Source organism: Brachybacterium sp. (assembly GCF_036379615.1).
GTDB lineage: Bacteria > Actinomycetota > Actinomycetes > Actinomycetales > Dermabacteraceae > Brachybacterium.
The window spans coordinates 1-26,961 of record NZ_DASVGJ010000069.1 but is presented as its reverse complement, the minus strand read 5'-3'; the positions used below and the strand labels follow the sequence as shown (position 1 = coordinate 26,961).

The window sequence follows — 26,961 nt, the reverse complement described above, 5'->3', positions numbered from 1 at the left end:
TCAGCGCCGGAGTGCTCAGCCCTTGATCGCCCCGGCCGCGATGTTCGCGATGAAGTGCCGCGATCCGATGATGAACACGCCCACCAGGGGGACCACGCTGATCAGAGCACCCGCCATCACCATCCCGTAGTCGGTGAGGTACAGCGAGTTCAGGTTCTGCAGCGCGGTCTGCAGGGTCTGGCGCTCGGGGTTCACCAGCACGATCAGCGGCCACACGTAGTCGTTCCACGCGCTGATGAAGGTGAAGATGCCCAGGAACGCGAGGCCGCCGCGCAGCAGCGGCACCCCGACCCGCCAGTACGTGGTGAAGAACCCCGCCCCGTCGATCCGGGCGGACTCGATGAGCTCGTCGGGGATCGAGCCGGCCGCCATCTGCCGCAGCAGGAAGATGCCGAAGGCGTTCGCCGCACCGGGGACGATCAGCGCCTGCAGGGTGCCCACCCAGCCGATCTCCGACATCAGGATGAAGCTCGGGACGAGCGAGAGGCTGCCCGGCACCAGCATCGTGGCGATCAGCAGGATGAACAGCGGCTTCTTCCCGGGGAAGTCGAACTTCGCGAAGGCGAAGGCGGCCAGCGAGTCGAAGAACATCACCAGCACGGCACAGGCGCCGGAGACGATGACCGTGTTCAGCAGCGCCTGCAGCAGGTCGACGCTCGCCACCACGTTGCGCAGGTTCTCCCCGAAGCTGCTGCCGAAGGTGAGCTTGGGCGGGTAGCCGAAGATCTCCGCGGTGGTGGAGGTCGACATCACCACCAGCCAGTAGAAGGGGAAGATCGACAGCAGCACGCCGACGATCACGCACAGATGGGTGACCAGGCGAGCGAGCCGACCTCGGGCCACGTGGTGGCCACCGGGAGCCGCCTCCGTCGAACGATCGGAGCCGGAGCCGGAGCCGGAGGAGGGGTCGGTGCGGGGGACGGGGGCGAGGGCGGTCATCGGCGCGCCTCCTTCGTGAGTCGGGGGCGACGGGCGGTGGCGTCGTCCCCGCGGCCGGAGACGAGACGCCAGTTGATGATCGCGAACACGGCGGCGATGAGGAACAGCGCCCAGGCGATCGCCGAGCCGTACCCGAAGTCGAACTGGGTGAAGGCCTGGTTGTACTGGTAGAGCACGATGGTCATCCCCGCCTCGCCGGCGCCGCCGCTGTCGCCCAGCAGCACCTGCGGCTCCGTGAACAGGCTGAGCCCGCCGATGGTCGAGGTGATCACCGTGAACAGGATGATCGGGCGCATCATCGGGACCGTGATCCGGAGGAACACCTGCGCCAGGTTCGCGCCGTCCACCTTCGCGGCGTCGTACAGGTCGGTGGGGATGGACTGCAGACCGGCCAGGTAGATGATCGCGTTGTACCCGGTGAAGCGCCAGATCACCATCATCGCGATCGTGATCTTGATGCCCCAGGGGCTCGAGAGCCAGGCGACGGCGTCCAGGCCCAGCGCCGTGAGCGCCGAGTTGACCAGCCCGAAGGTGTCGGAGAAGACCGAGCCGAAGACGATCGCCATCGCGACCATCGAGGTCACATTGGGAAGGAAGAAGGCCACCCGGTAGAACTTCGTGAAGCGGATGTTCTGGTGCAGCAGGAAGGCGATGACCATCGCGAGGAAGAGCATCGGGATCGTCGAGAGGAACCAGATGATGAAGGTGTTGCCGACGGCGTTCCAGAAGCGGACGTCGGTGAGGAGGAACTTGTACTGCGCCAGCCCCACGAAGGACATCTCTCCCATGCCATCCCAATCCATGAAGGACAGGACGATGGAGAACAGGATCGGGAACAGGCCGAAGACGGCGAAGAGCAGGTAGAAGGGGGAGATCGCCGCGTACATGGGCAGCACCTCCCGGACCCTCCGCTTTCGCCTGGCGGTGCGGCCCGCGGCGGCAGGGACCTCGCGCGGGCGCGTCGGGGCTGCGGTGCTCATGAGAAGACTCCTCGCTTCAGGAGGACCCGCTCCGACTGGGCGATCGCATCGTTCCAGGCGGCGTCGGGATCCTTGCCGGAGCTCTCCACGTTCGAGAGCTCGAGGACGAACTTGCCCATGACGAAGGTCTCCGCGTTGCTGATGAACGAGGAGGGGACCGATTCCGCCGCGGTGGAGAAGAACTCGAGCGGGTCCTGATCCCCGTAGAAGTCGCCGGAGTAGGTGAGGTTCTCGAAGGAAGCGGGCGTCGAGGGGAACAGCTGCACGTCCTCGTACGCCGCCGCCTGATTCTCGGCGGAGTTGATCCACGTGATGAAGGCGAGTGCGGCCTCCGGGTCCTTGCAGGTGTGGGGGACCGCGGCGAAGGAACCGCCGCTGTTGCCCGGGCGGACCGGCTGGGAGGCGAGGCGCCAGGCGCCCGCGGTGTCGGGGGCGGACTCCTGGAGAACCTGGGCCCACCAGGCCGCCCCGATGTTCCCGGCGGTGCGGCCGCTGGCCCACGCAGCATTCCGGTCGGTGTCGCGTTCCCGCGGAATCTTGGCCGTCACACCGGCCTCGATGGCGGCGATCGAGGTGTCCCACGCCTGACGGACGGCGCTGTCCGGCTCGAGGTAGAGAGCCTTGTCGTCGGTGTCGAAGAAGCGTTCCGGGCTCGCATTCAGGAATTCCTCGAAGACGTTCAACGCGTCGTTGACGAGGAAGGCGTCGGCCGCCCCCTTGAGCTCCGCGCCGAGCGCGATCCAGTCCACCCAGGTGGTGATCGCCGCCGAGACGTCTTCGGGCGAGCTCGGCAGTCCCGCCTCCTCGAAGACGTCCTGGCGGTAGAAGAACCCGGTCGGGCCGATGTCCAGCGGGAAGAAGCAGAAGCGGCCGGTCGGGGTCGTCCCGAGGTTCCACTTCCACTCGTAGAAGTCGCCCTTGACGGAGTCCGCGCCGATCTCGGACAGATCCAGGAACAGGTCCTCGTTGGTGAAATAGAGGGAGTTGTTGGAGTTGATGTAGGTGATGTCGGGGATGTAGGCGTCACCGGCCAGACTGGTGCGGAGCTTGGTGTCGAAGCTGGTGCCGATCACGTCAGCTCGGAGATGGCGGTCGGTGCCGGGGATCTGCCGGGTCGCCTGCTCCAGCAGATCTCGACTGGCTGAGCGGTCCCAGAACCACAGCACGAGTTCGTCGGGGTCCTCGGAGATCGATGGGTCTGAGCCGCAGCCCGCGAGAGCCAGGGGGAGAATCCCGGCGCCGAGCATCAGGGATCGTCGTGAGGGACGACCGTGCGGTGGGGAACTTCGAAATGGACGTCGTGTGAGCGCGGCGCTCATACGGACCCTCCTCGTCGAGTGGCAGTCGCAGAACCGTGAACGTTCACGGGTGACGCAGATCATGTCATCGCGGCCCCGGTGCGTCAACGAATCCGGTCGCGTGCAGTCATCGGCGATCTGATCCGGCGTCGTCGTCGATTCGCTCCGGGCAGTTGTCGACCTGCGCTTGTGGGACCACGGTGGGGCGGGATAGCGTAGGGCACCCGTGAACGTTCACGATTCGTAACGAACCCGATCTTGAAGGACGACCACGTCTCCATGAGCACCACCTCTCCCTCGTTCCGCTGGGCCGTCCTCGGCCCCGGCTCCATCGCTCGCCGTTTCGCCTCCCAGCTGCCCTCCTCGCAGGAGGGTGTCCTGGTGGCCGTGGGCAGCACCTCCCCGGAGCGCGCCCGCGCCTTCGCCGAGGAGTTCCCCCTCCAGGGCACGGCCCACATCGGCGACTACGACGAGATCCTCGCCTCCGAGGACGTCGACGCCGTCTACATCTCCACCGTGCACACCGGGCACGCCACGCTGGCCGCGGCCGCCCTCGAGGCCGGCAAGCACGTGCTGTGCGAGAAGCCGCTGACTCCGAACTCGGGCACCACCATGGCGCTCACCGATCTCGCCGCGCGCAGCGGAAAGGTCCTCCTGGAGGCGTACATGTACCGCTTCCACCCGCAGACCGTGCGCGTCCTCGAGCTCGTCGCCGACGGCGCGATCGGCGACGTCACCCACGTCGACGCCTCCTTCGCCTTCGACACCGGGGGCCGCAGCGGCCGCCTGTTCGACACCGCCACCGCGGGCGGCGGGATCCTCGACGTCGGCTGCTACCCGCTGTCGTTCGCCCGCTTCGTCGCCGGTGCCACCCAGGGCAGCGCGTTCGTCGACCCGACCGCGCTGCAGGGTGCCGGCACCCTTGGCGAGACGGGCGTGGACGAGTGGGCGACCGCCGAGGTCACCTTCCCCGGCGACATCACCGCGAGCCTGCGCACCGGAGTGCGCCTGTCCGATCCGCAGTCGGCGACGATCACCGGATCCCGGGGCGTCATCCGTCTGTCCGACCCGTGGGGTCTGTCGGAGAAGCAGGTCATCGAGCTCGACGTGGTCGGCGAGGAGCCCCAGCGCATCGAGATCCCGGCCGCCTCGGCGTACGCCCTGGAGGCCGACGCCCTGGCGAAGGCCGCGCGCGACGGAGGAGTCGTCCCCGAGGTCACGCCCGAGAACACACTCGGTCAGGCCCGTGCGCTGGACCTCTGGCGCGAGGAGATCGGCCTGCGCTTCCCGTTCGAGGCCGACGACGCCGACATCCCGACCCTCACCGGGCGTCCGCTCGCCGCCTCGAGCGTCCGGTCCGGGCCCGCGATGGCCTACGGGACGATCCCGGGGGTCGACAAGAAGGTCTCGCGTCTCGTCATGGGCTGCGACAACCAGATGAACCTCGCGCACGCTTCCGCGATGTTCGACGCCTTCTACGAGATCGGCGGCACCACCTTCGACACCGCGTACATCTACGGCGGCGGGTACATCGAGAAGCTGTTCGGGAAGTGGGTGCAGAACCGCGGCGTGCGCGAGGACGTCGTCGTCATCACCAAGGGCGCGCACACCCCGCACTGCGATCCGGAGTCGATCACGCGTCAGCTCGGCGAGTCGCTCGAGCGCCAGGGGACCGAGTACGCGGACCTCTACATGATGCACCGCGACAACCCCGACATCCCGGTGGGGGAGTTCGTCGACGTGATGGACGAGCACCTGCGCGCCGGTCGCATCCGCGCCTACGGCGGCTCGAACTGGACCCCGGCCCGGGTGGACGAGGCGAACGAGTACGCACGGGCGAACGGCCGCGCCGGATTCACCATCCTCTCGAACCACTTCGGGCTCGCCGAGGCGCTCGACGTGCCCTGGGCAGGCTGCGTCCACGCCACGGACGCGGACTCCAAGGCCTGGCTCGAGGAGCGCGGCATCGCGCTGCTCCCGTGGTCCTCGCAGGCACGCGGCTTCTTCACGGGCCGTGCTCACCCCGAGGATCGCTCCGACGCGGAGCTCGTGCGCTGCTACTACAGCGACGAGAACTTCGAGCGACTGGCGCGGGCCGAGGCGCTGGGCGCCGAGCGCGGGGTCCCCGCCACCGCGATCGCGCTGGCCTTCGTGCTGCACCAGAAGTTCCCGACCTTCCCGCTGTTCGGCCCGCGCAGCATCGCCGAGATGCGCTCGTCGACCCTCGGGCTCGGGGTCGAGCTGTCCGAGAGCGATCTCGCATGGCTCGATCTGCGGTCGCCGACGAGGTGAGCACGCCGGGGCGCCGGCCCACGATCATCGACGTCGCGGAGCGCGCCGGGGTGTCCCGGCAGACGGTCTCGCGCGCGATGAACGACATGTCCGGCATCAGCGCCGCCACCCGCGATCGGGTTCTTCGAGCCGCCCAGGAGCTCAGCTACCGCCCCTCCCGCTTCGGGAGGGGCCTGGTGGAGCAGGGGCCCATCACCCTCGGTCTCGTGGTGATGGACCTGACCAACGCGTACTACGGGGAGCTGGGTACGGCGGTGGTGCGGGCCTGCGCCCCGTACGGGTGGAACGTGGTCCTGGTCGAGGCGGAGAACGCTCCCGATCCGGAGAACGCCGCGGCTGAGCTGGCACGCCGGGTCGACGCGATCGTCGGCTATGGCGTGGGCACGGGCGACATCCGCGGCGGCACGGGCATGCCCGTGGTGCAGCTGGACGGCGGGCGCAAGCACGTCGACGCCGGGGGCGTGGTCGAGCAGCTGTTCAAGGAGGCGATGCCCGAGCTCGTGGCGCACCTGCGGGACGTGGGTGTGCGGCGGCCGCTGGTGCTGGACCTGACCGGTGGCCCGATCGGCGGCCGGGCTCTGACCCTCGCGGACGCGCTGAGCGCGCTGACCGATGACGGCGAGGTGCTGATCCACGAGGTCGATGCCCGCATCGGTCACCAGGACGCCCTGCAGATGGCCCTGGACACCGGGGCCGACGCCCTCATCGCCTTCAACGACGAGCTCGCCGTGCGCCTGCTGCGCTCCTTGCGCGCGATGGGGGTCGAGGTGCCCGGTCAGGTACGGCTGGTGGGTGTCGACGGTCTCGAGCTCGGAGAGCTGGTCACCCCGGAGCTCACGTCGCTGAGCATCGACATCGACGCGGTGGCACGGGAGACCGTCGAACTGGTGGCGGGGATGCTCGAGGGAACCGTCCCGCTCACGGGCGAGGACGCCCGCCGCACCGTGCCCTACCACCTCGAGGTCCGCGCCTCGACCTGAGAGAGGGGCGGGCGCACCGGAGGCGGTGCCGGCGCGACCGCTCGCGGGGAAGGCGATGTTGCGCACGCCGCATCCGGAGGGCTCGCCCGCCCGGGGCGGGCCGTGGCAGACTGTGTCCTCGGTTCTGGTTCACGGTGCCCGTCCGGGCGCCGACCCAGCGACCCCGAGCAAGGAGAGATATGAAGGCCGAGATCCACCCCGCCTACGGCGAGACCCAGGTGACCTGCACCTGCGGCAGCACGTTCATCACCCGCAGCACCAAGGCAGACGGCGCCATCAGCACCGAGGTCTGCTCCGAGTGCCACCCGTTCTACACCGGCAAGCAGAAGATCCTGGACACCGGCGGCCGCGTCGCCCGCTTCCAGGCCCGCTACGGCAACAAGAAGTCCTGACGGACTTCTCGCGAGGAGCGAGCTCGGCGACGAGCCGCCCCTGAGAGCATTCTCCGACGCCGGTGCGCGCCCCAGGGCGTGCACCGGCGTCGTCGCATGTGAGCACGGAGGGATAGGCCGGTGGACACAGGAGCATCGATGGGCGTGCACGACGAGGGCGACAGGCTCGCACCGCTGCGCCGTGAGCACGCCGGCCTGCAGCAGGTGATGTCGGACCCCGCCCTGCACGAGGACCCTTCTCGCGCACGGCGGGTGGGCCGCCGCTATGCAGAGCTCGAAGGGATCCTCGCAGCCTCCGCACGTCTCGAGGAGACCGCGGCCGACCTCGACACCGCCCGGGAGCTCGGGGAGCTGGGGGAGGGGGACGAGGAGCTGGCGGCCGAGGCGGCGCAGCTGGAGGATCGCCTGACCGCCGAGCGCGAGCACCTGGAGGACCTGCTCGCCCCTCGCGACCCGGACGATTCCCGCGACGTGATCCTCGAGATCAAGGCCGGTGCCGGCGGGGAGGAGTCCGCGCTCTTCGCAGCCGAGATGCTGCGCATGTACCGCGCCTTCGCCGAGTCCAAGGGGTGGCGGGTCGAGGTCCTCACCACCGCCGAGTCGGACCTCGGCGGGCTCAAGGACGTCACGGTCGCGATCGCCGCACGGGGCGCGGAAGGCCCCGGTGCCGGCGTCTACGCGCACCTCAAGCACGAGGCCGGAGTGCACCGGGTCCAGCGCGTTCCGGTCACCGAGTCCCAGGGACGGATCCACACCTCGGCCGTGGGCGTGCTGGTGCTGCCCGAGGCCGATGAGACGGATGAATCCGAGGTGCTCGCCGAGGCGATGGCGCCCGCGAACCTGCGCATCGACGTCTTCCGCTCCAGCGGACCGGGCGGGCAGAGCGTGAACACCACCGACTCCGCCGTACGGATCACCCATCTGCCCACGGGGGTGGTGGTCTCCTGCCAGGACCAGAAGAGTCAGCTGCAGAACCGGGAGCAGGCGCTGCGGATCCTGCGCACCCGGCTGCTGGACGCCCGTCGCGCCGAGGCGGAGGCGCACTCCTCCGCGGCTCGCCGCTCCCAGGTGCGCACGGTGGATCGCAGCGAGCGCATCCGCACCTACAACTTCCCCGAATCCCGGGTGGCCGATCACCGCACGGGCTTCAAGGCCGGGAACCTCTCCCAGGTCCTCGCCGGGGATCTCGAGGACCTCATCAACTCCTCCCGCGACGCCGAGCGCTCTGCGCGCCTGGCCGAGGCGCGGGCCGGCTCGGGGGAGGAGGCGCCTGATGCGTGATCCCGAGGTGGGGGAGCGTCTGCGCTCGGCGCTGGCCGGGACCACGCAGCGGCTCGGCGAGGCCGGAGTCCCGTCTCCGAGCGTCGATGCCCGCGCTCTGATCGCCCATGCGGCCGGCACCGAGCGGCACCTGGTCCTGCTCGATGCGCTGCCGGAGGCCTTCGAGGCGCGGCTCGAGGAGCTCACCGTGCGCCGTGAGAGCCGGGAGCCGCTCCAGATCATCCTGGGCCGCGCGCCGTTCCGTCGCCTGATGCTCGCCGTGCGCCCCGGCGTGTTCATCCCCCGGCCGGAGACCGAGCTCGCCGTGGACATCCTGCGCGAACGGTCGCGAGGACCGCTCACGGACGTCATCGATCTCTGTGCAGGCTCCGGCGCGCTAGGGGCGGCAGTTCTCGACGAGATCCCCGACTCGCGCGTGCTGTCGGTCGAGATCGACCCTGCCGCCGCCGCGCTGGCCGCCGAGAACCTCGAGCGCGCCGGCGCCGGTCGCGGCCGGATCCTGCGTGCCGACCTCCTCCAGGACGTCCCGGAGCTCTCGGCGCACGCCCCGGTGGATGCCGTGCTGTCCAACCCCCCGTACATCCCGGCCGGCGCCGTCCCCCGTGACGCCGAGGTGCTCCGGCACGATCCGCACCGCGCCCTGTTCGGGGGCGGCGACGACGGACTGGAGGTGCCGCGCGCGGTGATCGCCTGGGCCCGCCGGCTGCTGCGTCCCGGCGGATTGCTCGTCATGGAGCACGCCGACGTCCAGGGGCCCTCCACCCGACGGGCCGCCGACGAGTGCGGCGGCTTCGACCACCTCAGCACCGCCCGCGATCTGACGGGCCGTGACCGATTCCTGGTGGCGCGCCGCGCCCCCGGGGAGCCCGCCGATGGAAGTGAGAGACTGTCCCGGTGACCGTGCATGACACCCAGAACCCAGAGTCCCGCGAGGACGCCCTCGCCGCCGCCGTCGACGCCGTGCGCGGAGGCGACCTCATCGTCCTGCCCACGGACACCGTCTACGGGATCGGGGCCGATGCCTTCTCCCCGGACGCCGTCGAGGCGCTGCTGGAGGCCAAGGGGCGCGGCCGCGACACCCCGCCGCCGGTGCTGATCGGCGACCATGCCGTGCTGCTGGCCCTCGCCGCGGACCTTCCCGGCTACGTCGAGGATCTCGCCGAGGCGCTCTGGCCGGGTGCGCTCACCCTGATCCTCACCGCTCAGCGCTCCCTCACCTGGGACCTCGGGGAAACCCGTGGCACGGTCGCGCTGCGGATGCCGGAGGACGAGGTCGCCCTCGAGCTCCTGCGGCGCACCGGACCGCTCGCAGTCTCCAGCGCCAACCGCCACGGCAAGCCCGCCGCCCAGAGCGTGCTGGATGCCGCGACCCAGCTCGGGGACTCCGTCGAGGTCTACCTCGACGGCGGCCCCGCCCGCATCGGAGCCAGCTCCACGATCCTGGACACCACGGTGACGCCCGCGGAGATCGTGCGCGAGGGCGCCGTCACCAAGGAGCAGATCATCGCGGTCGTGGGCGACATCTTCACCCCGCCCGCACCCGAGACCACGGACGAGGACGGCGCCGACTCCGGCGATGCCCGTGACGCCGAGGCGGACGCCGCCGACGCCGACAGCTCCGCAGCCCCCTCCACGGACGCCGCAGAGGTCGCGACGGACGAGGGCTCCGCGGTGCTCGACGAGGGCGCCCTCGACGGCACGACGGCGCCCGACGCCGACCAGGCCACCTCGGTGCTGGACCTGCCCTCCGAGCCAGCGTCCGGGACCGACGGCGCACCGGACGCACCTGCCGAGACTCCTCTCGACGGCGTCGGCGCGCCGTCGCCCGCCCCTGTCGCCCGACCCGAGTCGACGGGCGACGGCTCGAAGAGCACGCCCGGGTGAGGATCTATCTCTTCCTCCTGCTGCTCGCCGCGGCGGTCGCCTATCTGGTGACGCCTGCGGTGAGGCTGCTGGCCCGCCGGGCCGGAGCGATGACAGCGGTGAGGGACCGCGATGTGCACGATGCGGTGACCCCGCGGCTGGGCGGGCTCGCTATGCTCGCCGCCGTGCTCTGCGCGATGCTGGTGGCCAGCAACGTCCCGTTCCTCGAGGGGCTGTTCCGGGACTCCCGTCAACCCTGGGCGATCCTTGCCGCCGCGGTGCTGGTGTGCCTGCTCGGCGCGGCGGACGACAAATGGGATCTGGACTGGGTCACCAAACTCGCCGGCCAGGTGCTCGCAGCGCTGCTGCTCGCGTGGCAGGGCGTGAGCCTGGTGACGCTGCCGATCAACGGGGTGACCGTGCTCTCAGGGCGCTCGGCGCTCATCCTCACGGTGCTCGTCGTGGTGGTCAGCATGAACGCGGTGAACTTCGTGGACGGCCTGGACGGGCTCGCCGCCGGCGTGATGGCGATCGGCGGCTCCGCCTTCTTCTTCTATGCCTACACGCTGACCCGCAGCGCCTCGTCCACCGACTACTCCTCGCTCGCAGCGCTGCTGACCGCCGTGATGATCGGTGCCTGTCTGGGGTTCCTGCCCCACAACCTCACCCGCGCCCGCATCTTCATGGGGGACTCCGGCTCGATGCTGCTGGGCCTGCTGCTCGCGGCCAGCACCATCGCCGTGACCGGCCAGGTGGATCCGGGCCGGCTCTCCGGGGCGGACTTCTTCGGACAGTTCCTGCCGATCCTGCTCCCCATCGGGGTGATGATCATCCCGTTCCTCGACTTCGCGCTCGCGGTGGTGCGACGGATCGGGGCGGGCAAGTCCCCGTTCCACGCCGACAAGGCCCATCTCCACCACCGCCTGCTCAGCCTCGGCCACAGCAAGTTCACCGCCGTGCTGATCATGTACACCTGGACGGTGGTCATCTCCGTGGGGCTGCTGCTCCCGATCATGCTCCCCGTGCGCACGGTCGTCCTGTTCTGGGTGATCGGGCTGCTGTTCGCCCTCCTGGTCACCTTCGACCCCCTCAGATGGCGCACCGGCCGCCACCGGAAGGAATCCGATGTCCCCTCAGCCTGAGACCGCCCCGACTCCCGAGGGCGGCGATCCGTCCCGCAGAGCGCGGTCACCGCAGCTCGCCGGTGACCTCGCGATGCAGCGCGCCGCGTTGATCGCACTCGCCGTCGGACTGGTGCTCGATGCCGTCGTGATCGGTGTCGCCGCCTCCCGTGACGAATCTGCCGCGCTCATGGGGGCGCTGGTCGGCACCGGATTGACGCTCGTGATCGTTCTGCCCACCGTGGCCATCACGTTCCTCGGCAGGCGGCTCACGCCCGTCTCGATGGCGGCGACCGTCCTCGGCAGCTGGGCGGGCAAGATGCTGATTGTGATCCTCGTCCTGCTCGCGGTCCGAGGGGTCGACGGGGTCTCCACCCGCTGGATCGGGCTCGCATTGCTGGTCGGCGCGGTCTCGGCCGTCCTGGTCGAGGGTCTGCTGTTCGCGCGTGCTCGGCGGCCGCTCGATGTGCAGCCCGCCGACGACCCCGCAGAGGACGTGGACGCCCAGGGCTGACCGTGACTCTCTGTTATGCTTCTCGAGGCGCTCGACCGCTGATCACGGCCAAGAACCGTGAGCAGGACGAGGGCTGATCGACCACCCGGGAATGCCATGGCGACGTCCAAAGTCGTACGCACGGTGGCCGCACCGCGAGTGGACTCGATCCGGCATGACCATCCAGACCGTCCGCGACGGCCGCACGCACCCGGGAGATCGAGCTGAACACCGCAGACCTCAGTCCGAGACTGTACGCAGAGGACGACTCGTTCTTCCACATCCCCACGTTGGGTGAGTTCTTCCCGGAAGCGATCCTCTTCGGCGGTACGCCCTTCGAGTTCAACCGCGTCCAGCTGGTGCGACTCATCGTCCTCGCCGTGGTGCTCATCGCGATGTGCGTCATCGCCTCCCGCGCGAAGCTCGTGCCCGGCCGGGTGCAGAGCATCGTCGAGCTCATGATCGACTTCGTGAACAACAACATCATCGCGAACACGCTGGGCCTGAAGGATGGCAAGCGCTTCGCCCCGATGCTCATCACGATGTTCTTCTTCATCCTCTCGATGAACCTCGCTGGCGTGATCCCCGGTCTGAACCTCGCGGGCACCTCCGTGATCGGTCTGCCGCTGCTGCTGGCGCTGTGGACCTTCGTCACCTACGTCGGCGCGGGCATCCGCAAGCACGGCTTCCTCGGCTACCTCAAGTCCGAGACCATGCCCCCCGGCATCCCGTGGCCGATCTACATCCTGCTGATCCCGATCGAGCTGCTGCAGGTCGTCGTGATCCGCTGGGCCTCGCTCACGATCCGACTGCTCGCGAACATGGTCGCCGGCCACATGATGATCGTCGTGTTCATCGGCATGACCCACGCGCTGCTGTTCTCGGGCGACTGGCTGATCGCGATCAGCCCCTTCGCCGGTGCGATGGCGATCGGCATCTACGGCTTCGAGATCTTCGTCGGCGCGCTGCAGGCCTTCATCTTCACGATGCTGACCGCGGTGTACATCCAGCTCGCCACCTCCGACGAGCACTGAGTTTCCTCGCCGGCGGCTTGCCCGAGGGTGAGCGTCGGTGGTTCCCCTGCACGACCCGAAAGACCTGATCGTCGCCCCCAGCGCGGCACAACGAAAGGAAACACCCCATGGAGTCCACGATCCTCGCTGAGGTGACCGGCAACATCGGCACCATCGGTTACGGCCTCGCCGCGATCGGCCCGGGCATCGGCCTCGGCATCCTCGTCGGCAAGACCGCCGAGGCTCAGGCCCGCCAGCCCGAGATGCGCTCGCAGCTGCAGACCACCATGCTGATCGGTGTCGCGTTCACCGAGATCCTCGCGCTGCTGGCGATCGTCACCGGCCTGATCTTCGTCTGAGCCAGAGTCCATGATTCTGGCAGAAGGAGCAGACACCGTCCCCGGCTGGCGGCTGCTCATCCCGCTCCCTGAGGAGATCGTCTGGTCGGCGATCTTCCTCCTCATCTTCGTCGCTGTCTTCATGAAGTTCGTGCTCCCGCGCATGAACGCCGTGCTGGACGAGCGCGCCGAGAAGATCGAGGGCGGCATCCGCAATGCGGAGAAGGTCCAGGAGCAGGTTGACCAGCTCAAGTCCGATCAGGAGCAGGAGCTCGCCGCCGCACGGCAGGAGGCCGCTTCGATCCGCGAGAAGGCCCGCGTCGACGGTCAGAAGATCGTCGACGAGGCCCGTGCCCGTGCCGAGGCAGAGAACGAGCGCGTGCTCGCCTCGGGCCGTCAGCAGCTGAGCGCCGAGCGGATCGCGGCCTCGACCGAGCTGCGCGGGGAGGTCGGGACGCTCGCGAGCGACCTGGCGTCCAAGATCGTCGGGGAGTCCCTCTCCGATGACGACCGCTCACGCCGAGTGATCGACCGGTTCCTGGACGACCTCGAGTCGAGCCAGACCACCACCCGATAAGGAACCGTGATGCGAGGAACCTCCTCCACCTCCTTCGCCGAGGTGCTCCGCCAGCTCCAGGCCGCCCCCGCGGCCGACGGGGCAGCGCTGGAGACCGAGGCCCAGGAGCTGTTCTCGGTGGCTGATGCCATCGACTCCAGCAATCAGCTGGTGCGCACCCTCTCCGATCCCGGCCGCCCGGCTGAGGTCAAGGAGTCCGCGGTCCGTGCACTGCTGGAGAACCGGGTCAGCCCGCGCGCGCTCGAGGCGACCCTCGAGATCGTGCGTCGCCGCTGGTCCGAGCAGGAGGACATCCTTGATGCCCTCGAGCTGCTCGGGGTGACGTCGCTGCTCGACCTGGCGCTCCGCGAGGGTGCCCTCGAGCAGGTCGAGACGGAGCTGTTCGAGGTCTCGCAGCTGATCGACGGCGACGGCGGCCTCACCACCGCCCTCGACGGGGCACGGGATGATCCCTCGCGTCGCGCCCTCCTCCTGCGGACTCTGCTGGAGGGCCGCACCCACCGGCTCACCGCCGTCCTGGCGGCTCGCGCCGTCGGGCGACGTACGGAGACCAAGCCGGCCCGTCGTGTCGAGGAGATCGCCCGCTTCGCCTCGGACCGTCGTCGACGCGCCTTCGCAGAGGTCTACAGCGCGGTCCCGTTGAGCGACGCCCAGCAGTCGCGTCTCGGCGCCGTCCTGGCGGGCGTCTACGGCCGGGAGGTCCAGCTCAACCTGCAGGTGGACCCCGACGTCGTGGGCGGCCTCCGGATCCAGGTCGGCGACGACCTCTACGACGCCACTGTTCTGGCCCGGCTCTCGCGAGCCCGGTCGCAGCTCGTGGCCTGACTCACCTCGATGCCGGATCCCTCCCAGGTCCCGGCGTCCCCAGCATTGTTCAGACCATCCCCTTCACGGGGAGACCGAGAGGAAGCGAAGCAGCAGATGGCGGAGCTCACGATCAGCCCGGAGGACATCCGGAACGCCCTGGACACCGCGGTGTCCACCTACCAGGCAGGCAACACCGAGCGCGAGGAGATCGGCCGCGTCAGCGAGGCCGCCGACGGCATCGCGCGCGTCGAGGGCCTCCCGAACGTCATGGCCAACGAGCTCGTCAGCTTCGAGGACGGCACCCTCGGCCTCGCCCTGAACCTCGAGCTGCGTGAGGTCGGCGTCGTCGTCCTCGGCGAGTTCTCCGGCATCGAGGAGGGCCAGCAGGTCCGCCGCACCGGCCAGGTGCTCTCGGTCCCCGTCGGCGACGGCTACCTCGGCCGCGTGGTCGACCCCACCGGTGCCCCCATCGACGGCCTCGGCAGCATCGAGACCGTCGGACGCCGCGCCCTCGAGCTGCAGGCTCCCGGCGTCATGCAGCGCAAGGCTGTCAAGGAGCCGATGCAGACCGGCCTCAAGGCCATCGACGCGATGACCCCGATCGGCCGCGGCCAGCGCCAGCTGATCATCGGCGACCGCCAGACCGGCAAGACCACGATCGGCATCGACACGATCCTGAACCAGAAGGCCAACTGGGAGTCCGGCGACCCCGACAAGCAGGTCCGCTGCATCTACGTCGCCGTCGGTCAGAAGGGCTCTACCATCGCCTCGGTGCGCGCGACGCTCGAGGAGAACGGCGCGATGGACTACACCACCATCGTGGCGGCCCCGGCCTCCGACCCGGCCGGCTTCAAGTACATCGCCCCCTACACCGGCTCGGCCATCGGCCAGCACTGGATGTACGAGGGCAAGCACGTCCTGATCATCTTCGACGACCTGTCGAAGCAGGCCGAGGCCTACCGCGCCGTGTCGCTGCTGCTGCGCCGCCCGCCGGGCCGTGAGGCCTACCCGGGCGACGTCTTCTACCTGCACTCCCGTCTGCTCGAGCGCTGCGCGAAGCTCAGCGACGAGATGGGCGGCGGCTCGATGACCGGTCTGCCGATCATCGAGACCAAGGCGAACGACGTCTCGGCCTACATCCCGACCAACGTCATCTCGATCACCGATGGACAGTGCTTCCTGCAGTCGGACCTGTTCAACGCGAACCAGCGCCCGGCGGTCGACGTCGGCGTCTCGGTCTCCCGCGTCGGCGGCTCCGCCCAGACCAAGGCCATGAAGGCCGTCTCGGGCACGCTGAAGATCGACCTCGCGCAGTTCCGTGACCTCGAGGCCTTCGCGATGTTCGCCTCTGACCTGGACGCCGCCTCGAAGCAGCAGCTCAACCGCGGTGCTCGACTGATGGAGCTGCTCAAGCAGTCCCAGAGCTCGCCCTTCCCGATGGAGGAGCAGGTCGTCTCGATCTGGGCCGGCACCAAGGGCAAGTTCGACGACATCGAGGTCGAGGACGTCCGCGAGTTCGAGGGCCAGCTGCTCGAGCACCTGCGCCACAACGGCGGCGTTCTCGAGGCCATCCGCAGCAGCGGCAAGTTCGAGTCCTCGACCGAGGAGGAGCTCTCGGGCATCCTCGATCAGGTCAAGCAGGACTTCCTGGCCGGCAAGGGCCAGGACGCGGCGCGCAACGACGAGGATGGTCGTCTCGCCGCTGACCGGATCGAGCAGGAGCAGATCGTCCGCGGCTGATGCGAGACGCCGCCGTCCCTGAGGGGACGGCGGCTCCCGCCCAGGACGCATCGATCCCGCACGAGGAGAGACATGGGAGCCCAGCAGAGGGTATACAAACAGAGGATCCGCTCCGCACAGGGGATGAAGAAGATCTTCAAGGCCAAGGAGATGGTCGCGGCGTCGCGCATCGCCAAGGCGCACGCCCGGGTCGAGGCGACGACTCCGTACGCCGAGGCGCTCACCCGCGCGATCGGCTCGGTGGCGACGCATTCCAGCGAGGTCTCGCATCCGTTCCTGGACACCGATCGCCACCAGACGGGGCGCGCCGGGATCCTGCTGATCACTGCGGACCGGGGTATGACCGGCCCGTACTCGCACAACGTGATCCGTGAGGCCGAACAGCTCGCGAACACCCTGCGCGACGAGGGGAAGACCCCGGTGATGTACGTCGTCGGCCGCAAGGGCGACTCGTACTACCGCTTCCGCAACCGCGAGCCGCAGCGGACCTGGACGCCGTACAAGGAGGAGGAGCTGCCGACTCTCGGCCGCGAGATCTCCGCAGCTGTCACCGAGGACCTCGTCACCGAGGATCCGTCCGTGCACCTGGACGAGCTCTACGTCGTCTCCACGCGATTCCAGAGCAGGTTCGTCCAGAGCGCCCGCTCCGTCCGCATGGTGCCGATGGGGATCGGGAACGTGCAGGGAGAGGACGCGGCCACCTACCCGCTGTACGAGTTCGTGCCGGACGCGGAAGCCGTCATCGGCGAGCTGCTGCCGCGGTACATCGAGTCGCGGATCATCAACATCCTGCTGCAGGCGATGGCCTCTGAGCACGCATCCACGCAGCGCGCGATGAAGTCCGCGACCGACAACGCGGAGACGCAGATCAACAAGTTCACCCGGCTGGCGAACTCCGCCCGCCAGGCAGAGATCACCCAGGAGATCACGGAGATCGTCGGCGGTGCCGATGCCCTCTCGGGATCCGGTCGCACCGAACGCTGAGACATCCGCCGCCGACACCTTTGGCCGACGACGCCCCCGTCGGCACGACATGGAGAGAACGCTATGACCACCACCACTGACAGTCAGGCTCCCGCCGCCCAGGCGGCCGGTGCCACCGGACGCGTCGCCCGCGTCACCGGCGCCGTCGTCGACATCGAGTTCCCGCCCGGGAACATCCCGGCCCTCTACAACGCGCTCACCATCCAGATCGAGGACACCGGCTCCGGCCTCGAGGCGTCGACCCTGACCCTCGAGACCGCCCAGCACCTCGGCGACGGCATGGTCCGCGGCATCGCGCTGAAGCCCACCGACGGCGTCGTGCGCGGCCACGCCGTGACGGACACCGGCGCACCGATCTCGGTGCCGGTCGGCGATGCGACCCTCGGCACCGTGTTCGATGTGGTCGGCAACCCGCTGAACAAGCCGATCGATCAGCTCGAGATCTCCGATCGCTGGCCGATCCACCGCAAGGCCCCGAACTTCGACCAGCTCGAGTCCTCCACGGTGATGTTCGAGACCGGCATCAAGTCGATCGACCTGCTCACCCCGTACGTGCAGGGCGGCAAGATCGGCCTGTTCGGCGGCGCGGGCGTCGGCAAGACGGTGCTCATCCAGGAGATGATCTACCGCGTGGCCAACAACCACGACGGCGTGTCCGTGTTCGCCGGCGTCGGTGAGCGCACCCGTGAGGGCTGGGACCTCATCGAGGAGATGACCGAGTCGGGCGTCATCGAGAAGACCGCACTGGTCTTCGGCCAGATGGACGAGCCGCCGGGCACGCGTCTGCGGGTCGCCCTGTCGGCCCTGACCATGGCGGAGTACTTCCGTGATGAGCAGGCCCAGGACGTGCTGCTGTTCATCGACAACATCTTCCGCTTCACGCAGGCGGGCTCCGAGGTCTCGACCCTGCTGGGCCGCATGCCCTCCGCAGTGGGCTACCAGCCGAACCTGGCCGACGAGATGGGTGTGCTCCAGGAGCGCATCACCTCGACGCGCGGCCACTCGATCACCTCGATGCAGGCGATCTACGTCCCGGCCGACGACTACACCGACCCGGCCCCGGCGACCACCTTCGCCCACCTCGACGCCACCACGGAGCTCTCCCGTGAGATCGCCTCGCGTGGTCTGTACCCGGCGATCGACCCGCTGACCTCCACCTCGCGCATCCTCGACCCCCGCTACGTGGGCCAGGACCACTACGACACCGCGGTGCGCGTGAAGCAGGTCCTCCAGCGCAACAAGGAGCTGCAGGACATCATCGCGATGCTGGGCGTGGACGAGCTGTCCGAGGAGGACAAGGTCATCGTCTCGCGTGCGCGCCGCATCCAGCAGTTCCTCTCGCAGAACACCCACCTGGCGAAGCAGTTCACCGGTGTGGACGGCTCCGACGTCCCGCTCAAGGACACCATCGAGGGCTTCAAGGGCATCTGCGACGGCGAGTTCGACCACGTCACCGAGTCCGCCTTCTTCAACGTGGGCGGGATCGACATGGTGCTCGAGAACCAGCACCGCATCGACAAGGAGCTCGGCGCGTGAGTGCGCTCGAAGTCACCTTCGTCACCGCGGACCGCACCGTCTGGACCGGTCAGGCGGCGCAGGTCGTCGTGCCCGCGATCGACGGCTCGATGGGCATCCTCCCGCAGATGCAGCCGACCCTGGCGATCCTCGGCACCGGCGCGGTGCGGATCATCGACCAGGACGGGCGCGTCGAGGCGCTGGACGTCGAGGGCGGCTTCGTCTCCGTCGACGCGGATGTCGTGACCATCGGCGTCGACGACGCCACGCCCGTCCAGGCCAGCGGCTCCCGCCTCTGAGCTGAGAGCGCCGACTGCATGGACCACCTGAGCATCCCGATCCTCCTCATGGGGATCGGGATGCTCTTCGTCGTGCTGGCGCTGCTGCTGGTGCTGGTGCTGGTGCTGCGTCAGCCGGTGGTCGCCCGTCGACGGGGTGCCTTCGAATGCACCCTGCGGCGGCGTGGGCTGGTGGGCGGGAGCAGCTGGCAGCACGGTCTGATGCGCTTCGGCACCGACCGGCTGCGCTGGTTCCGCGCCTTCTCTCTGCACCTGCGGCCCGAGGTGGTGCTGCGCCGCTCGGAGATCCGTGACGTGACCCGCAAGCGCCTGCCCTCACAGCTGGAGGGCGGCGAGGAGAGCAGTCTGTTCGAGTTCAGCATGGCCGACGGGCGAGAGATCAGCGCGATCGTCGACCTGATCTCCGGCGCGGCGCTGAACTCCTGGCTGGAGGCGGCCCCGACCGGTCTGGTGCTCGGCGACGCCGACTGAGCTGACTGCATCGCCTGGACTCGCTGCCTCTCCTGGATCCGCTGCACCCGCTGCACCCGCTGCACCGCCTGCACCGGTCCAGCGGCTGCTGTGTGAGGTCAGGCGTCGAGCTCCTGGCCGGCGCGCAGGACGCTCACCGGGCCCAGCTCGGCATCCACGAGCACCACATCCGCCCGTCGCCCCGCAGCGAGGACCCCGATGCGGTCCTGCATCCCGAGCACCGCGGCCGGCACTGCTGAGGCCGCGCGCACGGCACTGACCAGGTCCACCCCGGCCTCGGTGACCGCGAAGCGCACGACGTCCAGCAGATGGGCGGTGCCGCCCGCGATCGCTCCGCCATCGGTGAGGGTGGCGACGCCGTCCTGCACCGTCACGTCCAGCGCGCCGAGCCGGTACTGGCCCGCGGGCATGCCGGCGGCGGCCATCGCATCGGTCACCAGGGCGACGCTTCCCTCTGCGGCGAGGGAGAAGACGTGCGCGACGGTGCGGGCATCGAGATGCACGCCGTCGGCGATCACCTCGACCACCAGGTCACCGGTGGCAGCGGCGTCCAGCGCCGCGAGGGCCGGGCCCGGATCGCGGTGGTGGATCGGCCGCATCCCGTTGAACAGATGGGTCGCGGTGGGGCGCGCGGAGCGTCCGGACTCCCGGCGCAGCTCCGCCCCGGAGAGGGCGATCGCGCGCGTCATCTGGGCGCTGGTGCCGTCGGTGTGCCCGAGGGAGGGCAGGGCTCCGACCTCCGCGAGGGCCTCGATGACGGACTCGGCCCCCGGCACCTCGGGCGCGACCGTCATGGTGGCCAGCGCGCCGCCGGCGAGCTGGGCGAGCTCGCGCACCAGGTCCGCGTCGCCGTCGGTGATGTGCTCGGGGTTCTGCGCCCCGCGCCGTGCGACGGAGAGGAAGGGGCCTTCGAGATGGATCCCGGCGATCTCGTCGTCGGCGGCGAGCCCCGCGAGGTCCGTGACCCGTGCGCGCAGGGTGGCGGCATCGGCGGTGACCAGGGAGGCGACCAGGCTGGTGGTGCCGTGACGGCGGTGCTCACGCACCGCGGTGAGCATGTCCTGGGATCCGTTCGCGTCAGGGAAGGAGGCACCGCCCCCGCCATGGCAGTGGAGGTCCACGAGACCGGGCAGGACGAGCCCGTCATGGCGGAGAGCGCGGGTCGCCGCATGGGGCGGCGCGTGCGCAGCCGGCCCTGCCCAGACGATGTCCCCGTCGGCGATCAGCAGCAGGGCCCCGGGCACCAGTCCCTGCTCGAGCACCGCGGTGCCGTGCAGGGACAGGTCGACCGTGAGGGTGGGCGAGGACGGTGCGGTGCTCATGCGATCTCCTGGCTCATGCGCTCTCCTGGACCTGCGCGCTCCAGGATCTTGCGTTCTCGAGGGTCGGGCGTTGTCCACGTGCTCGGCAGGTGGGCTCGAGCAGCGTCACAGGGCGGCTCAGAAGAGGCGTGACTCGGCGTCGTCGATGCCGCGCAGGGCGTCGTAGTCGAGGGTCACGCAATCGATACCGCGGTCCGCGGCGAGCACCCTGGCCTGGGGCTTGATGGCCTGCGCGGCGAAGATCCCGCGCACCGGGGCCAGCAGCGGATCGCGGTTGAGCAGTTCGAGATAGCGGGTCAGCTGCTCGACGCCGTCGATCTCTCCGCGGCGCTTGATCTCGATCGCGACCGAGCCGCCGGTCTCGTCACGCGCGAGGATGTCGACCGGACCGATGGCGGTGAAATACTCCCGGCGCACCAGGGACCAGCCGTCGCCGAGGGTGTCGATGTTCTCGGCGAGCAGCGCCTGCAGATGCGCCTCGACGCCGTCCTTCTGCAGCCCCGGATCCACGCCGAGCTCATGGGAGGAGTCCTCGTAGACCTCGTGAAGGCGCACTCGCAGCTTGTCGCCGGTCTTGTCGTGGACGACGTCCCATTGCTCGATCCAGGCGCCTTCCGGATCCTCCGCGGCCTCTTCGTCGCCGCGCCGTGACGTGCTCAGCGTGCACGGAGGGGTCATCCAGTTCAGCGGTTTATAGCTGCCGCCGTCGGAATGGACCAGCACGCTGCCGTCGGCCTTGATGATCAGCAGCCGAGGAGCGAGCGGGAGATGGGCGGTGAGCCGACCGGTGTAGTCGACGGAACAGCGGGCAACGACGAGACGCACCCCGCCAGGGTACGTCACCCCAGGGGCCTCCCCGCCGCACCCCGTTCATGAGAGGTCGATGAGGTGCGCATGAGAAGAGCTTTACCCAGGTGCAGATGCTCACTCGAGGGTGTTGCGCATGTCGTAGCGCTCGTATCGTGGACAGGTCACCCGCTCGGTCCCGTGCCGAGACCCTCCGAAGGAGCATCTACCGTGCAACGACTCCTGGCCGTCCTGCTGGTCCTGGTCGGACTCATCGGACTCGCGCTGGGCCGCCTGGGCGAGACCACCTGGGCCCCCGCGACCGAGACCACCGCCACGGTGGAGCTCGGCGATCCCGGTTCCGCTGTCGTCATCGATCCCGGAGTGCTCTACGTGGGCGACAACGAGGGTGAGGTGGTCATCGAGGGCGCCTCCGACGTCTCCGTGATCACGGCGGCCAACGGCGACATCGAGGCCTACCTCGAGGACGTCCGGTACACCCGGATCACCGGCGCGAGCGACTGGACGACGCTGAGCACCCAGGAGGTCAACCCCGACGGGGCCGATGAGCTGCAGAACCCCACCTCCTCGGACCTCTGGCGCACCGTCGAGACGAAGCCCAGCCCGTACACGATCGACGTGGCGGACTTCTGGGCGGGGGAGAACGGCGAGGAGAACGAACAGGTCTACCGCTCCCTCCTGATCGTCACCGACGGCACCGAGGCCGGGGCCCAGAGGGTCTCCATCACCTGGCCGGTCGACGCCGAGAACGAGTGGGTTCCCTTCGCCTACGCAGGCGGAGCCGCGATCGCCGTGATCGGCCTCGTGATGCTGGTGGTCTCGCTCGGCGGTCGCCGTCGCGACGAGGACGACCTCGACGAGATCGCGGAGGCACCGCACCAGCCCCGGCACGGGACGAGCTCCGTCGTGACGGCGGGAGCCGGCGTCGCCGCGACCACCGCGGCGGGCGAGCGCAGCGACATCGACGACTCGACCGAGGTCCTCGGCGTGACGGACGCTCCCGAATCGGAGACCGCCGCAGGGTCCGATCCGCTGCTCGGAGCACCCGGCGGCGACGTCCGTGAGGAGAGCGTGTGGTCGCTCGGGGCGAGCTCCTCCGAGGGGACCGCCACTTCTGAGGGGACCGCCGCCGAGGGGACCGCCTCCGCCGAGGACGGGGCCAGCACCGAGGGGGCGACCTCCGAGGAGAGCGGCACTCCTGCCGACCAGCGCACCCGGGACGGCTCGGGTGCCCCCGCAGACATCGACCGCACCGAGCCGATCCGCCTCTTCGGGGACGACGGCCGCGGTGACGGTGAGGAGCGCCGATGACCCGCCACGAGCTGCGCCGAAGCGCGCGGAAGGACTCTGTCATGAGCATTCGACCCGTCGGCCGCCGCGGCCTCTTCCTGGGGGCGGGCACGCTGCTCACCTCGGGCCTTCTCGCCGCCTGCGGGTCCGAGCCGGAACCGCCCGCGGCGCCGCCCACCGGCAAGGAGCTCTCCGAGCCGACCCCGGTGCAGACCACCGAGCAGTTCTCGAGCATCGTCCCGGAGGTGCACGAGGCCGTCACCGCGGCGGACGAGGCCGAGGACGCGAAGAAGCTGGAGCCGCGCGTCTCGGGCTCCGCCGTCGATTTCCGCACCGCCGCCTACAGGATGATCGAGAAGGCGCAGGAGTGGGCCGAGGAGCTCCGGGTCCCCGGTTCCGAGCTGATCGTCCCGCTCACCTCCGTCTCCGAAGAGTTCCCGCGGGTGGCGATCGCCCTGGTCGAGGACTCGGTCGAGAAGGATGGCGTGCCCTACTTCATGGCGCTCCAGCAGGCCGATGCGAAGTCCCCCTATTCGGCATGGGGCTGGGCCCAGCAGGCCGTGGGCGTCGAGATGCCCACCGTCGCGAACGCCGTGGTGGGTGCGGAGCCGGTCACCCGTGACACCAAGGGCCTCGTGATGACCCCCGCCAAGGCGCTCTCGCTCTACGCGAAGGTGCTCACCGGCGGCAACGGCTCGGACCCGGATGACAAGCTCGCCGAGAACCCCTTCCAGACCCTGACCCACGAGCGCATCCAGACCGAGCGCTCCGAGCTCAACGCCGGTGTGGAGCGGGACGAGGCGGCGACCATCCGGGAGACCTACAAGGTCAAGAAGGAGGAGTTCGCCGGTCTGCGCACCGACGACGGCGGAGCGCTCGTCATGGGCACCCTGCTCTCGACCCGCAAGGTGGCCATCAAGGACGGCGCGACCATGCGCTATGCCGAGGACAACAAGTACACCAAGGTGATCGGCAAGAAGGAGTTCACCTCGGAGTACCTGCGCAAGTTCGGCACCCATGTCGCGCTGTACATCCCGTCGAAGGACGCCGGCGGGAAGGTCCAGCCCGTCGGGGCCACCCAGACCGCCCTGGACGCCAGCGGGGAGTGACCCGCCCGTCCCAGCGCACGGTCCGACGGACTCCCTAGACTGGGTCCGTCCTGCACTCGTCGAAGGAGCTCACCTGTGACCGATCCGTACGGAATCATCGACCTCGCCGCGCTGAAGAAGCCCGCCGGCGGTGCGACAGGCGGTGCGGGCTCCTCCGGTGCCCCCGCCGCCCACGAGGTCGCCGTGACCGAGCAGGGACTCGAGCAGCTCATCGCCGACTCCCAGCAGATCCCGACACTGCTGCTGGTCACCAGCTCTCGGGTGCCCGAGGGCGACGCCTTCCTCGCCTCCCTGCGTCGTGGGGTCGACGGGCGAGGCGGCGCGGTCCGCCTGGGGACCGTCGATGCGGACACCCAGCAGCGGGTCGCCGCCGCGCTCCGGGTCGAGCAGCTGCCCACGCTGCTGCTGCTGATCCAGGGCCAGCTGCAGCCGATCGTCCAGTCCGTGCTCCCGGAGTCGGAGATCGACACCCTGCTCACCCAGGTGATCGAGGTCGCACGCCAGCAGGGGATGGAGCTGCCCGAGGGGGAGCCCGCTCCGCAGGCGCAGGAGGAGCCGCTGCCGCCGCTGATCGCCGAGGCCTACGAGGCGATCGAGCGCGGTGATCTCGAGACCGCCGTCGCCGCCTATGAGAAGCAGCTGCAGGAGGCTCCGGCCGATGCCGAGGCGAAGGCGGGCCTCGCCACCGTCACGCTCATGCGCCGCACCCAGGGAGCGGACCTCGCGGCCGCCCGGGAGGCCGCGGCGCAGCACCCCGGTGATCTGGATGCTCAGCTGCTGGTCGCAGATCTCGACATGCTCGGAGGGCACGTCGAGGACGCCTTCGCGCGCCTGCTGGACCTGCTGCGCGGCGCGGATCAGGAGACCAAGGACATCGTGCGGGCACGGCTGCTGGACCTCTTCGAGGTCGCCGGTGCGGAGGATCCGCGCGTGGCCCCGGCCCGCAAGCGCCTCGCGAACCTCCTGTACTGACTCCTGCTCGCACCCCGCATGCGACGCACGGGACGGGGCGGTGGCCACTGGCCACCGCCCCGTCCCGTGTGAGCGACCGGTTCAGCCCCGCAGCCGCTGGGGGGCGAGGAGCACCGCGCCCAGCGGCGGGACGGACAGCCGCACGGAGTGGTCGCGGCCGTGCAGAGTCAGCGCCTCGGCGTGCACCCGGCCCAGGTTCCCGACCCCGCTGCCGCCGTAGACCGGGGAATCGGAGTTGAGCACCTCGAGCCAGGTCCCGCCCTCGGGGAGCGGGACGCGGTAGTCGTGCCAGGGCTGCGCCGAGAAGTTCAGCACCACCACGACCGGATCACCGGCCTCGTCGCGCCGCACGAAGGAGAGCACGTTGTGAGCGGCGTCGTCGCCGATCAGCCACTCGAAGCCACCCGGATCCTGATCCCGCTGATACAGCGCAGGGAACTCCCGCTGGACGGCGTTGAGATCCTTGACCAGCTGCTGGGCGCCGCGGTGCAGCGGGTACTCCAGCAGCCACCAGGGCAGGCCGGACTGCTCGGACCACTCGGTGCCCTGGGCGAACTCGATGCCCATGAACACCAGCTGCTTGCCCGGATGGGTCCACTGGAACGCCAGGTAGGCGCGCAGCGTCGCCGCCTGCTGCCAGTCATCGCCCGGAGCCTTGCGCAGCAGCGATCCCTTGCCGTGCACCACCTCGTCATGGCTCAGCGGCAGCACGAAGTTCTCGGAGTACTGGTAGACCATCGAGAAGGTGAGCTCGCCGTGGTGGTACTGGCGATGCACCGGGTCCTGGCCGAGATACTCCAGGGTGTCGTGCATCCATCCCATGTTCCATTTGAACCCGAAGCCCAGGCCGCCGGACTCGGTGGGGCGGGTGACCCCGGGGAAGGAGGTGGACTCCTCCGCGATCATCATGATGCCCGGGGCGCGCTTGTAGGCGGTCGCGGTGGCCTCCTGCAGGAAGGCGATGTTCTCGAGGTCCTCGCGGCCGCCGTGGCGGTTGGCGACCCACTGGCCGTCCTCACGGGAGTAGTCGAGGTACAGCATCGAGGCGACCGCGTCGACCCGGAGGCCGTCGACGTGGAACTCCTCGAGCCAGTAGCAGGCGTTGGCGACCAGGAAGTTGCGCACCTCGTTGCGGCCGGTGTCGAAGATGTACGTGCCCCAGTCCGGGTGCTCGCCGCGCCGCGGGTCGGCGTGCTCGTACAGCGGCGTGCCGTCGAAGCGGCCCAGCGCCCATTCGTCCTTGGGGAAGTGGGCGGGCACCCAGTCCAGGATCACGCCGATGCCGGCGTTGTGGAGGGTGTCGATGAGGTGCCGCAGCTCATCCGGGGTGCCCAGGCGCGAGGTGGGCGCGTAGTACCCGGTGACCTGGTAGCCCCAGGAGCCTCCGAAGGGATGCTCGGACACCGGCATGAACTCGACGTGCGTGAAGCCCATCTCCGAGACGTAGTCGGTCAGCTCGCTGGCCAGCTCCCGGTAGCCGAGGCCCGGCCGCCAGCTGGCCAGATGCACCTCGTAGACCGACATCCGCGAGGAGACCGCATCGTGCGCGGCGCGCTCGGCGAGCCAGTGCTCGTCGCTCCACTCGAAGTCGCTGGTGGTGATGACGGAGCCGGTGGCGGGCGGGACCTCGGCGAAGCGGGCCATCGGATCGGCCTTGTCGCGCCAGACACCGTCGGCGCCGAGGATCCGGTACTTGTAGGTGTCGCCGTCCCCGGGCCCCGGGACGAAGAGCTCCCAGACGCCGGAGGCGCCGAGGGAGCGCAGCGCGTGCAGGCGCCCGTCCCAGCCGTTGAAGGATCCCACCACCTGCACGGCGCGAGCGTTCGGTGCCCAGACCGTGAAGGAGGTGCCTTCGACGCCGTCCAGGGTGCGCGCATGGGCGCCCAGGGCCCGCCACAGCTCCTCGTGGCGGCCCTCGCGGATCAGGTGGAGGTCCAGTTCGCCCACGGTGGGGAGGAAGCGGTACGGCTCCTCGATCTCGACCGGCTCCTCTCCCACGGACCAGGTCACCCGGATCCGGTAGCTGGGCAGAGCGGTCATCTCGAGCGAGGCCACCCAGATGCCGTCGTACTCGTGCT

At 69.7% G+C, this 26,961-nt stretch carries 26 protein-coding genes; 20 read left to right on the top strand and 6 right to left on the bottom strand.

Annotated features, from left to right (window positions below):
* Positions 1-15 precede the first annotated feature (15 nt).
* From VF289_RS15725 to VF289_RS15715, 3 genes are read right to left on the bottom strand one after another with little or no spacing between them, the layout of a single operon-like run.
* Positions 16-939, bottom strand: a complete 924-nt coding sequence (locus tag VF289_RS15725) for a carbohydrate ABC transporter permease (RefSeq protein WP_330884847.1) — start codon at positions 937-939, stop codon at positions 16-18.
* Positions 936-1,919, bottom strand: coding sequence for a sugar ABC transporter permease (locus VF289_RS15720; RefSeq protein WP_330884846.1), 984 nt, complete (start codon positions 1,917-1,919; stop codon positions 936-938). The genes VF289_RS15725 and VF289_RS15720 overlap by 4 nt, the downstream gene beginning before the upstream one ends.
* A complete protein-coding gene (locus tag VF289_RS15715) occupies positions 1,916-3,166 on the bottom strand; it encodes an ABC transporter substrate-binding protein (RefSeq protein ID WP_330884845.1) in 1,251 nt (416 codons plus the stop codon). Before VF289_RS15715 ends, VF289_RS15720 begins: the two co-directional genes overlap by 4 nt.
* A gap of 330 nt (positions 3,167-3,496) precedes the next feature.
* Here VF289_RS15715 and VF289_RS15710 point away from each other — a divergent pair, with 330 nt between their 5' ends.
* The 17 genes from VF289_RS15710 (at position 3,497) to VF289_RS15630 (ending at position 19,383) form a co-directional block, all read left to right on the top strand.
* Positions 3,497-5,509: an aldo/keto reductase gene (locus tag VF289_RS15710; protein WP_330884844.1), complete on the top strand. Its 2,013-nt coding sequence runs from the start codon at positions 3,497-3,499 to the stop codon at positions 5,507-5,509.
* A complete protein-coding gene (locus VF289_RS15705) occupies positions 5,479-6,489 on the top strand; it encodes a LacI family DNA-binding transcriptional regulator (protein ID WP_330884843.1) in 1,011 nt (336 codons plus the stop codon). Before VF289_RS15710 ends, VF289_RS15705 begins: the two co-directional genes overlap by 31 nt.
* Before the next feature lie 179 nt (positions 6,490-6,668).
* On the top strand, positions 6,669-6,881 hold the full coding sequence (gene rpmE / locus VF289_RS15700; RefSeq protein ID WP_330884842.1) for a 50S ribosomal protein L31: 213 nt from the start codon (positions 6,669-6,671) through the stop codon (positions 6,879-6,881).
* Positions 6,882-7,019: 138 nt separating this feature from the next.
* A complete protein-coding gene (gene prfA, locus VF289_RS15695) occupies positions 7,020-8,162 on the top strand; it encodes a peptide chain release factor 1 (RefSeq protein WP_330884841.1) in 1,143 nt (380 codons plus the stop codon).
* Positions 8,155-9,060 carry a peptide chain release factor N(5)-glutamine methyltransferase gene (prmC, locus tag VF289_RS15690; RefSeq protein WP_330884840.1) on the top strand — a complete coding sequence of 302 codons (906 nt, stop codon included), beginning with the start codon at positions 8,155-8,157 and terminating at the stop codon, positions 9,058-9,060. The genes prfA and prmC overlap by 8 nt, the downstream gene beginning before the upstream one ends.
* Complete coding sequence (locus tag VF289_RS15685) at positions 9,057-10,046, top strand: L-threonylcarbamoyladenylate synthase (protein ID WP_330884839.1); 990 nt, start codon at positions 9,057-9,059, stop codon at positions 10,044-10,046. The genes prmC and VF289_RS15685 overlap by 4 nt, the downstream gene beginning before the upstream one ends.
* On the top strand, positions 10,043-11,167 hold the full coding sequence (locus VF289_RS15680; protein ID WP_330884838.1) for an MraY family glycosyltransferase: 1,125 nt from the start codon (positions 10,043-10,045) through the stop codon (positions 11,165-11,167). The genes VF289_RS15685 and VF289_RS15680 overlap by 4 nt, the downstream gene beginning before the upstream one ends.
* Positions 11,151-11,660, top strand: coding sequence for a hypothetical protein (locus VF289_RS15675; protein ID WP_330884837.1), 510 nt, complete (start codon positions 11,151-11,153; stop codon positions 11,658-11,660). Before VF289_RS15680 ends, VF289_RS15675 begins: the two co-directional genes overlap by 17 nt.
* 269 nt (positions 11,661-11,929) lie before the next feature.
* Positions 11,930-12,673: a F0F1 ATP synthase subunit A gene (gene atpB / locus VF289_RS15670; protein ID WP_330884836.1), complete on the top strand. Its 744-nt coding sequence runs from the start codon at positions 11,930-11,932 to the stop codon at positions 12,671-12,673.
* A 107-nt stretch (positions 12,674-12,780) separates the two neighbouring features.
* Positions 12,781-13,011, top strand: a complete 231-nt coding sequence (gene atpE, locus VF289_RS15665; RefSeq protein WP_330884835.1) for an ATP synthase F0 subunit C — start codon at positions 12,781-12,783, stop codon at positions 13,009-13,011.
* A gap of 10 nt (positions 13,012-13,021) precedes the next feature.
* Positions 13,022-13,567 (top strand): F0F1 ATP synthase subunit B, encoded by a 546-nt coding sequence (locus VF289_RS15660; protein WP_330884834.1) that lies wholly within the window; start codon positions 13,022-13,024, stop codon positions 13,565-13,567.
* A gap of 9 nt (positions 13,568-13,576) precedes the next feature.
* Positions 13,577-14,392: a F0F1 ATP synthase subunit delta gene (locus tag VF289_RS15655; protein ID WP_330884833.1), complete on the top strand. Its 816-nt coding sequence runs from the start codon at positions 13,577-13,579 to the stop codon at positions 14,390-14,392.
* 96 nt (positions 14,393-14,488) lie between these two features.
* A complete protein-coding gene (gene atpA, locus VF289_RS15650; protein ID WP_330884832.1) occupies positions 14,489-16,114 on the top strand; it encodes a F0F1 ATP synthase subunit alpha in 1,626 nt (541 codons plus the stop codon).
* 72 nt (positions 16,115-16,186) lie between these two features.
* The gene (locus VF289_RS15645; RefSeq protein ID WP_330884831.1) at positions 16,187-17,098 is read left to right on the top strand and encodes a F0F1 ATP synthase subunit gamma; all 912 of its coding nucleotides are present in this window, start codon (positions 16,187-16,189) and stop codon (positions 17,096-17,098) included.
* Positions 17,099-17,161: 63 nt separating this feature from the next.
* Positions 17,162-18,634: a F0F1 ATP synthase subunit beta gene (gene atpD / locus VF289_RS15640; protein WP_330884830.1), complete on the top strand. Its 1,473-nt coding sequence runs from the start codon at positions 17,162-17,164 to the stop codon at positions 18,632-18,634.
* Positions 18,631-18,912: a F0F1 ATP synthase subunit epsilon gene (locus VF289_RS15635; RefSeq protein ID WP_330884829.1), complete on the top strand. Its 282-nt coding sequence runs from the start codon at positions 18,631-18,633 to the stop codon at positions 18,910-18,912. Before atpD ends, VF289_RS15635 begins: the two co-directional genes overlap by 4 nt.
* Positions 18,913-18,930: 18 nt before the next feature.
* Entirely contained in the window at positions 18,931-19,383 is a 453-nt protein-coding gene (locus VF289_RS15630) for a DUF2550 family protein (protein WP_330884828.1), read from the top strand.
* Positions 19,384-19,481: 98 nt separating this feature from the next.
* Here VF289_RS15630 and VF289_RS15625 read toward each other — a convergent pair whose 3' ends face one another.
* Together VF289_RS15625 and nucS are read right to left on the bottom strand one after the other, a co-directional pair.
* Complete coding sequence (locus tag VF289_RS15625) at positions 19,482-20,705, bottom strand: N-acetylglucosamine-6-phosphate deacetylase (protein ID WP_330884827.1); 1,224 nt, start codon at positions 20,703-20,705, stop codon at positions 19,482-19,484.
* Between the two features lie 117 nt (positions 20,706-20,822).
* Positions 20,823-21,530 (bottom strand): endonuclease NucS, encoded by a 708-nt coding sequence (nucS, locus tag VF289_RS15620; RefSeq protein ID WP_330884826.1) that lies wholly within the window; start codon positions 21,528-21,530, stop codon positions 20,823-20,825.
* A gap of 192 nt (positions 21,531-21,722) precedes the next feature.
* On the opposite strand from nucS, the gene VF289_RS15615 reads away from it, so the two are divergent.
* From VF289_RS15615 to VF289_RS15605, 3 genes are all read left to right on the top strand, one after another.
* Positions 21,723-22,823: a hypothetical protein gene (locus VF289_RS15615; protein WP_330884825.1), complete on the top strand. Its 1,101-nt coding sequence runs from the start codon at positions 21,723-21,725 to the stop codon at positions 22,821-22,823.
* 41 nt (positions 22,824-22,864) lie between these two features.
* Entirely contained in the window at positions 22,865-23,911 is a 1,047-nt protein-coding gene (locus VF289_RS15610) for a hypothetical protein (RefSeq protein ID WP_330884824.1), read from the top strand.
* A gap of 75 nt (positions 23,912-23,986) precedes the next feature.
* Positions 23,987-24,883 carry a tetratricopeptide repeat protein gene (locus tag VF289_RS15605; protein WP_330884823.1) on the top strand — a complete coding sequence of 299 codons (897 nt, stop codon included), beginning with the start codon at positions 23,987-23,989 and terminating at the stop codon, positions 24,881-24,883.
* Positions 24,884-24,964: 81 nt separating this feature from the next.
* On the opposite strand, the gene glgB is transcribed toward VF289_RS15605, so the two are convergent.
* Positions 24,965-26,961: 1,4-alpha-glucan branching protein GlgB (gene glgB, locus VF289_RS15600; RefSeq protein WP_330884822.1), on the bottom strand; the 1,997-nt coding region annotated here is incomplete at its 5' end.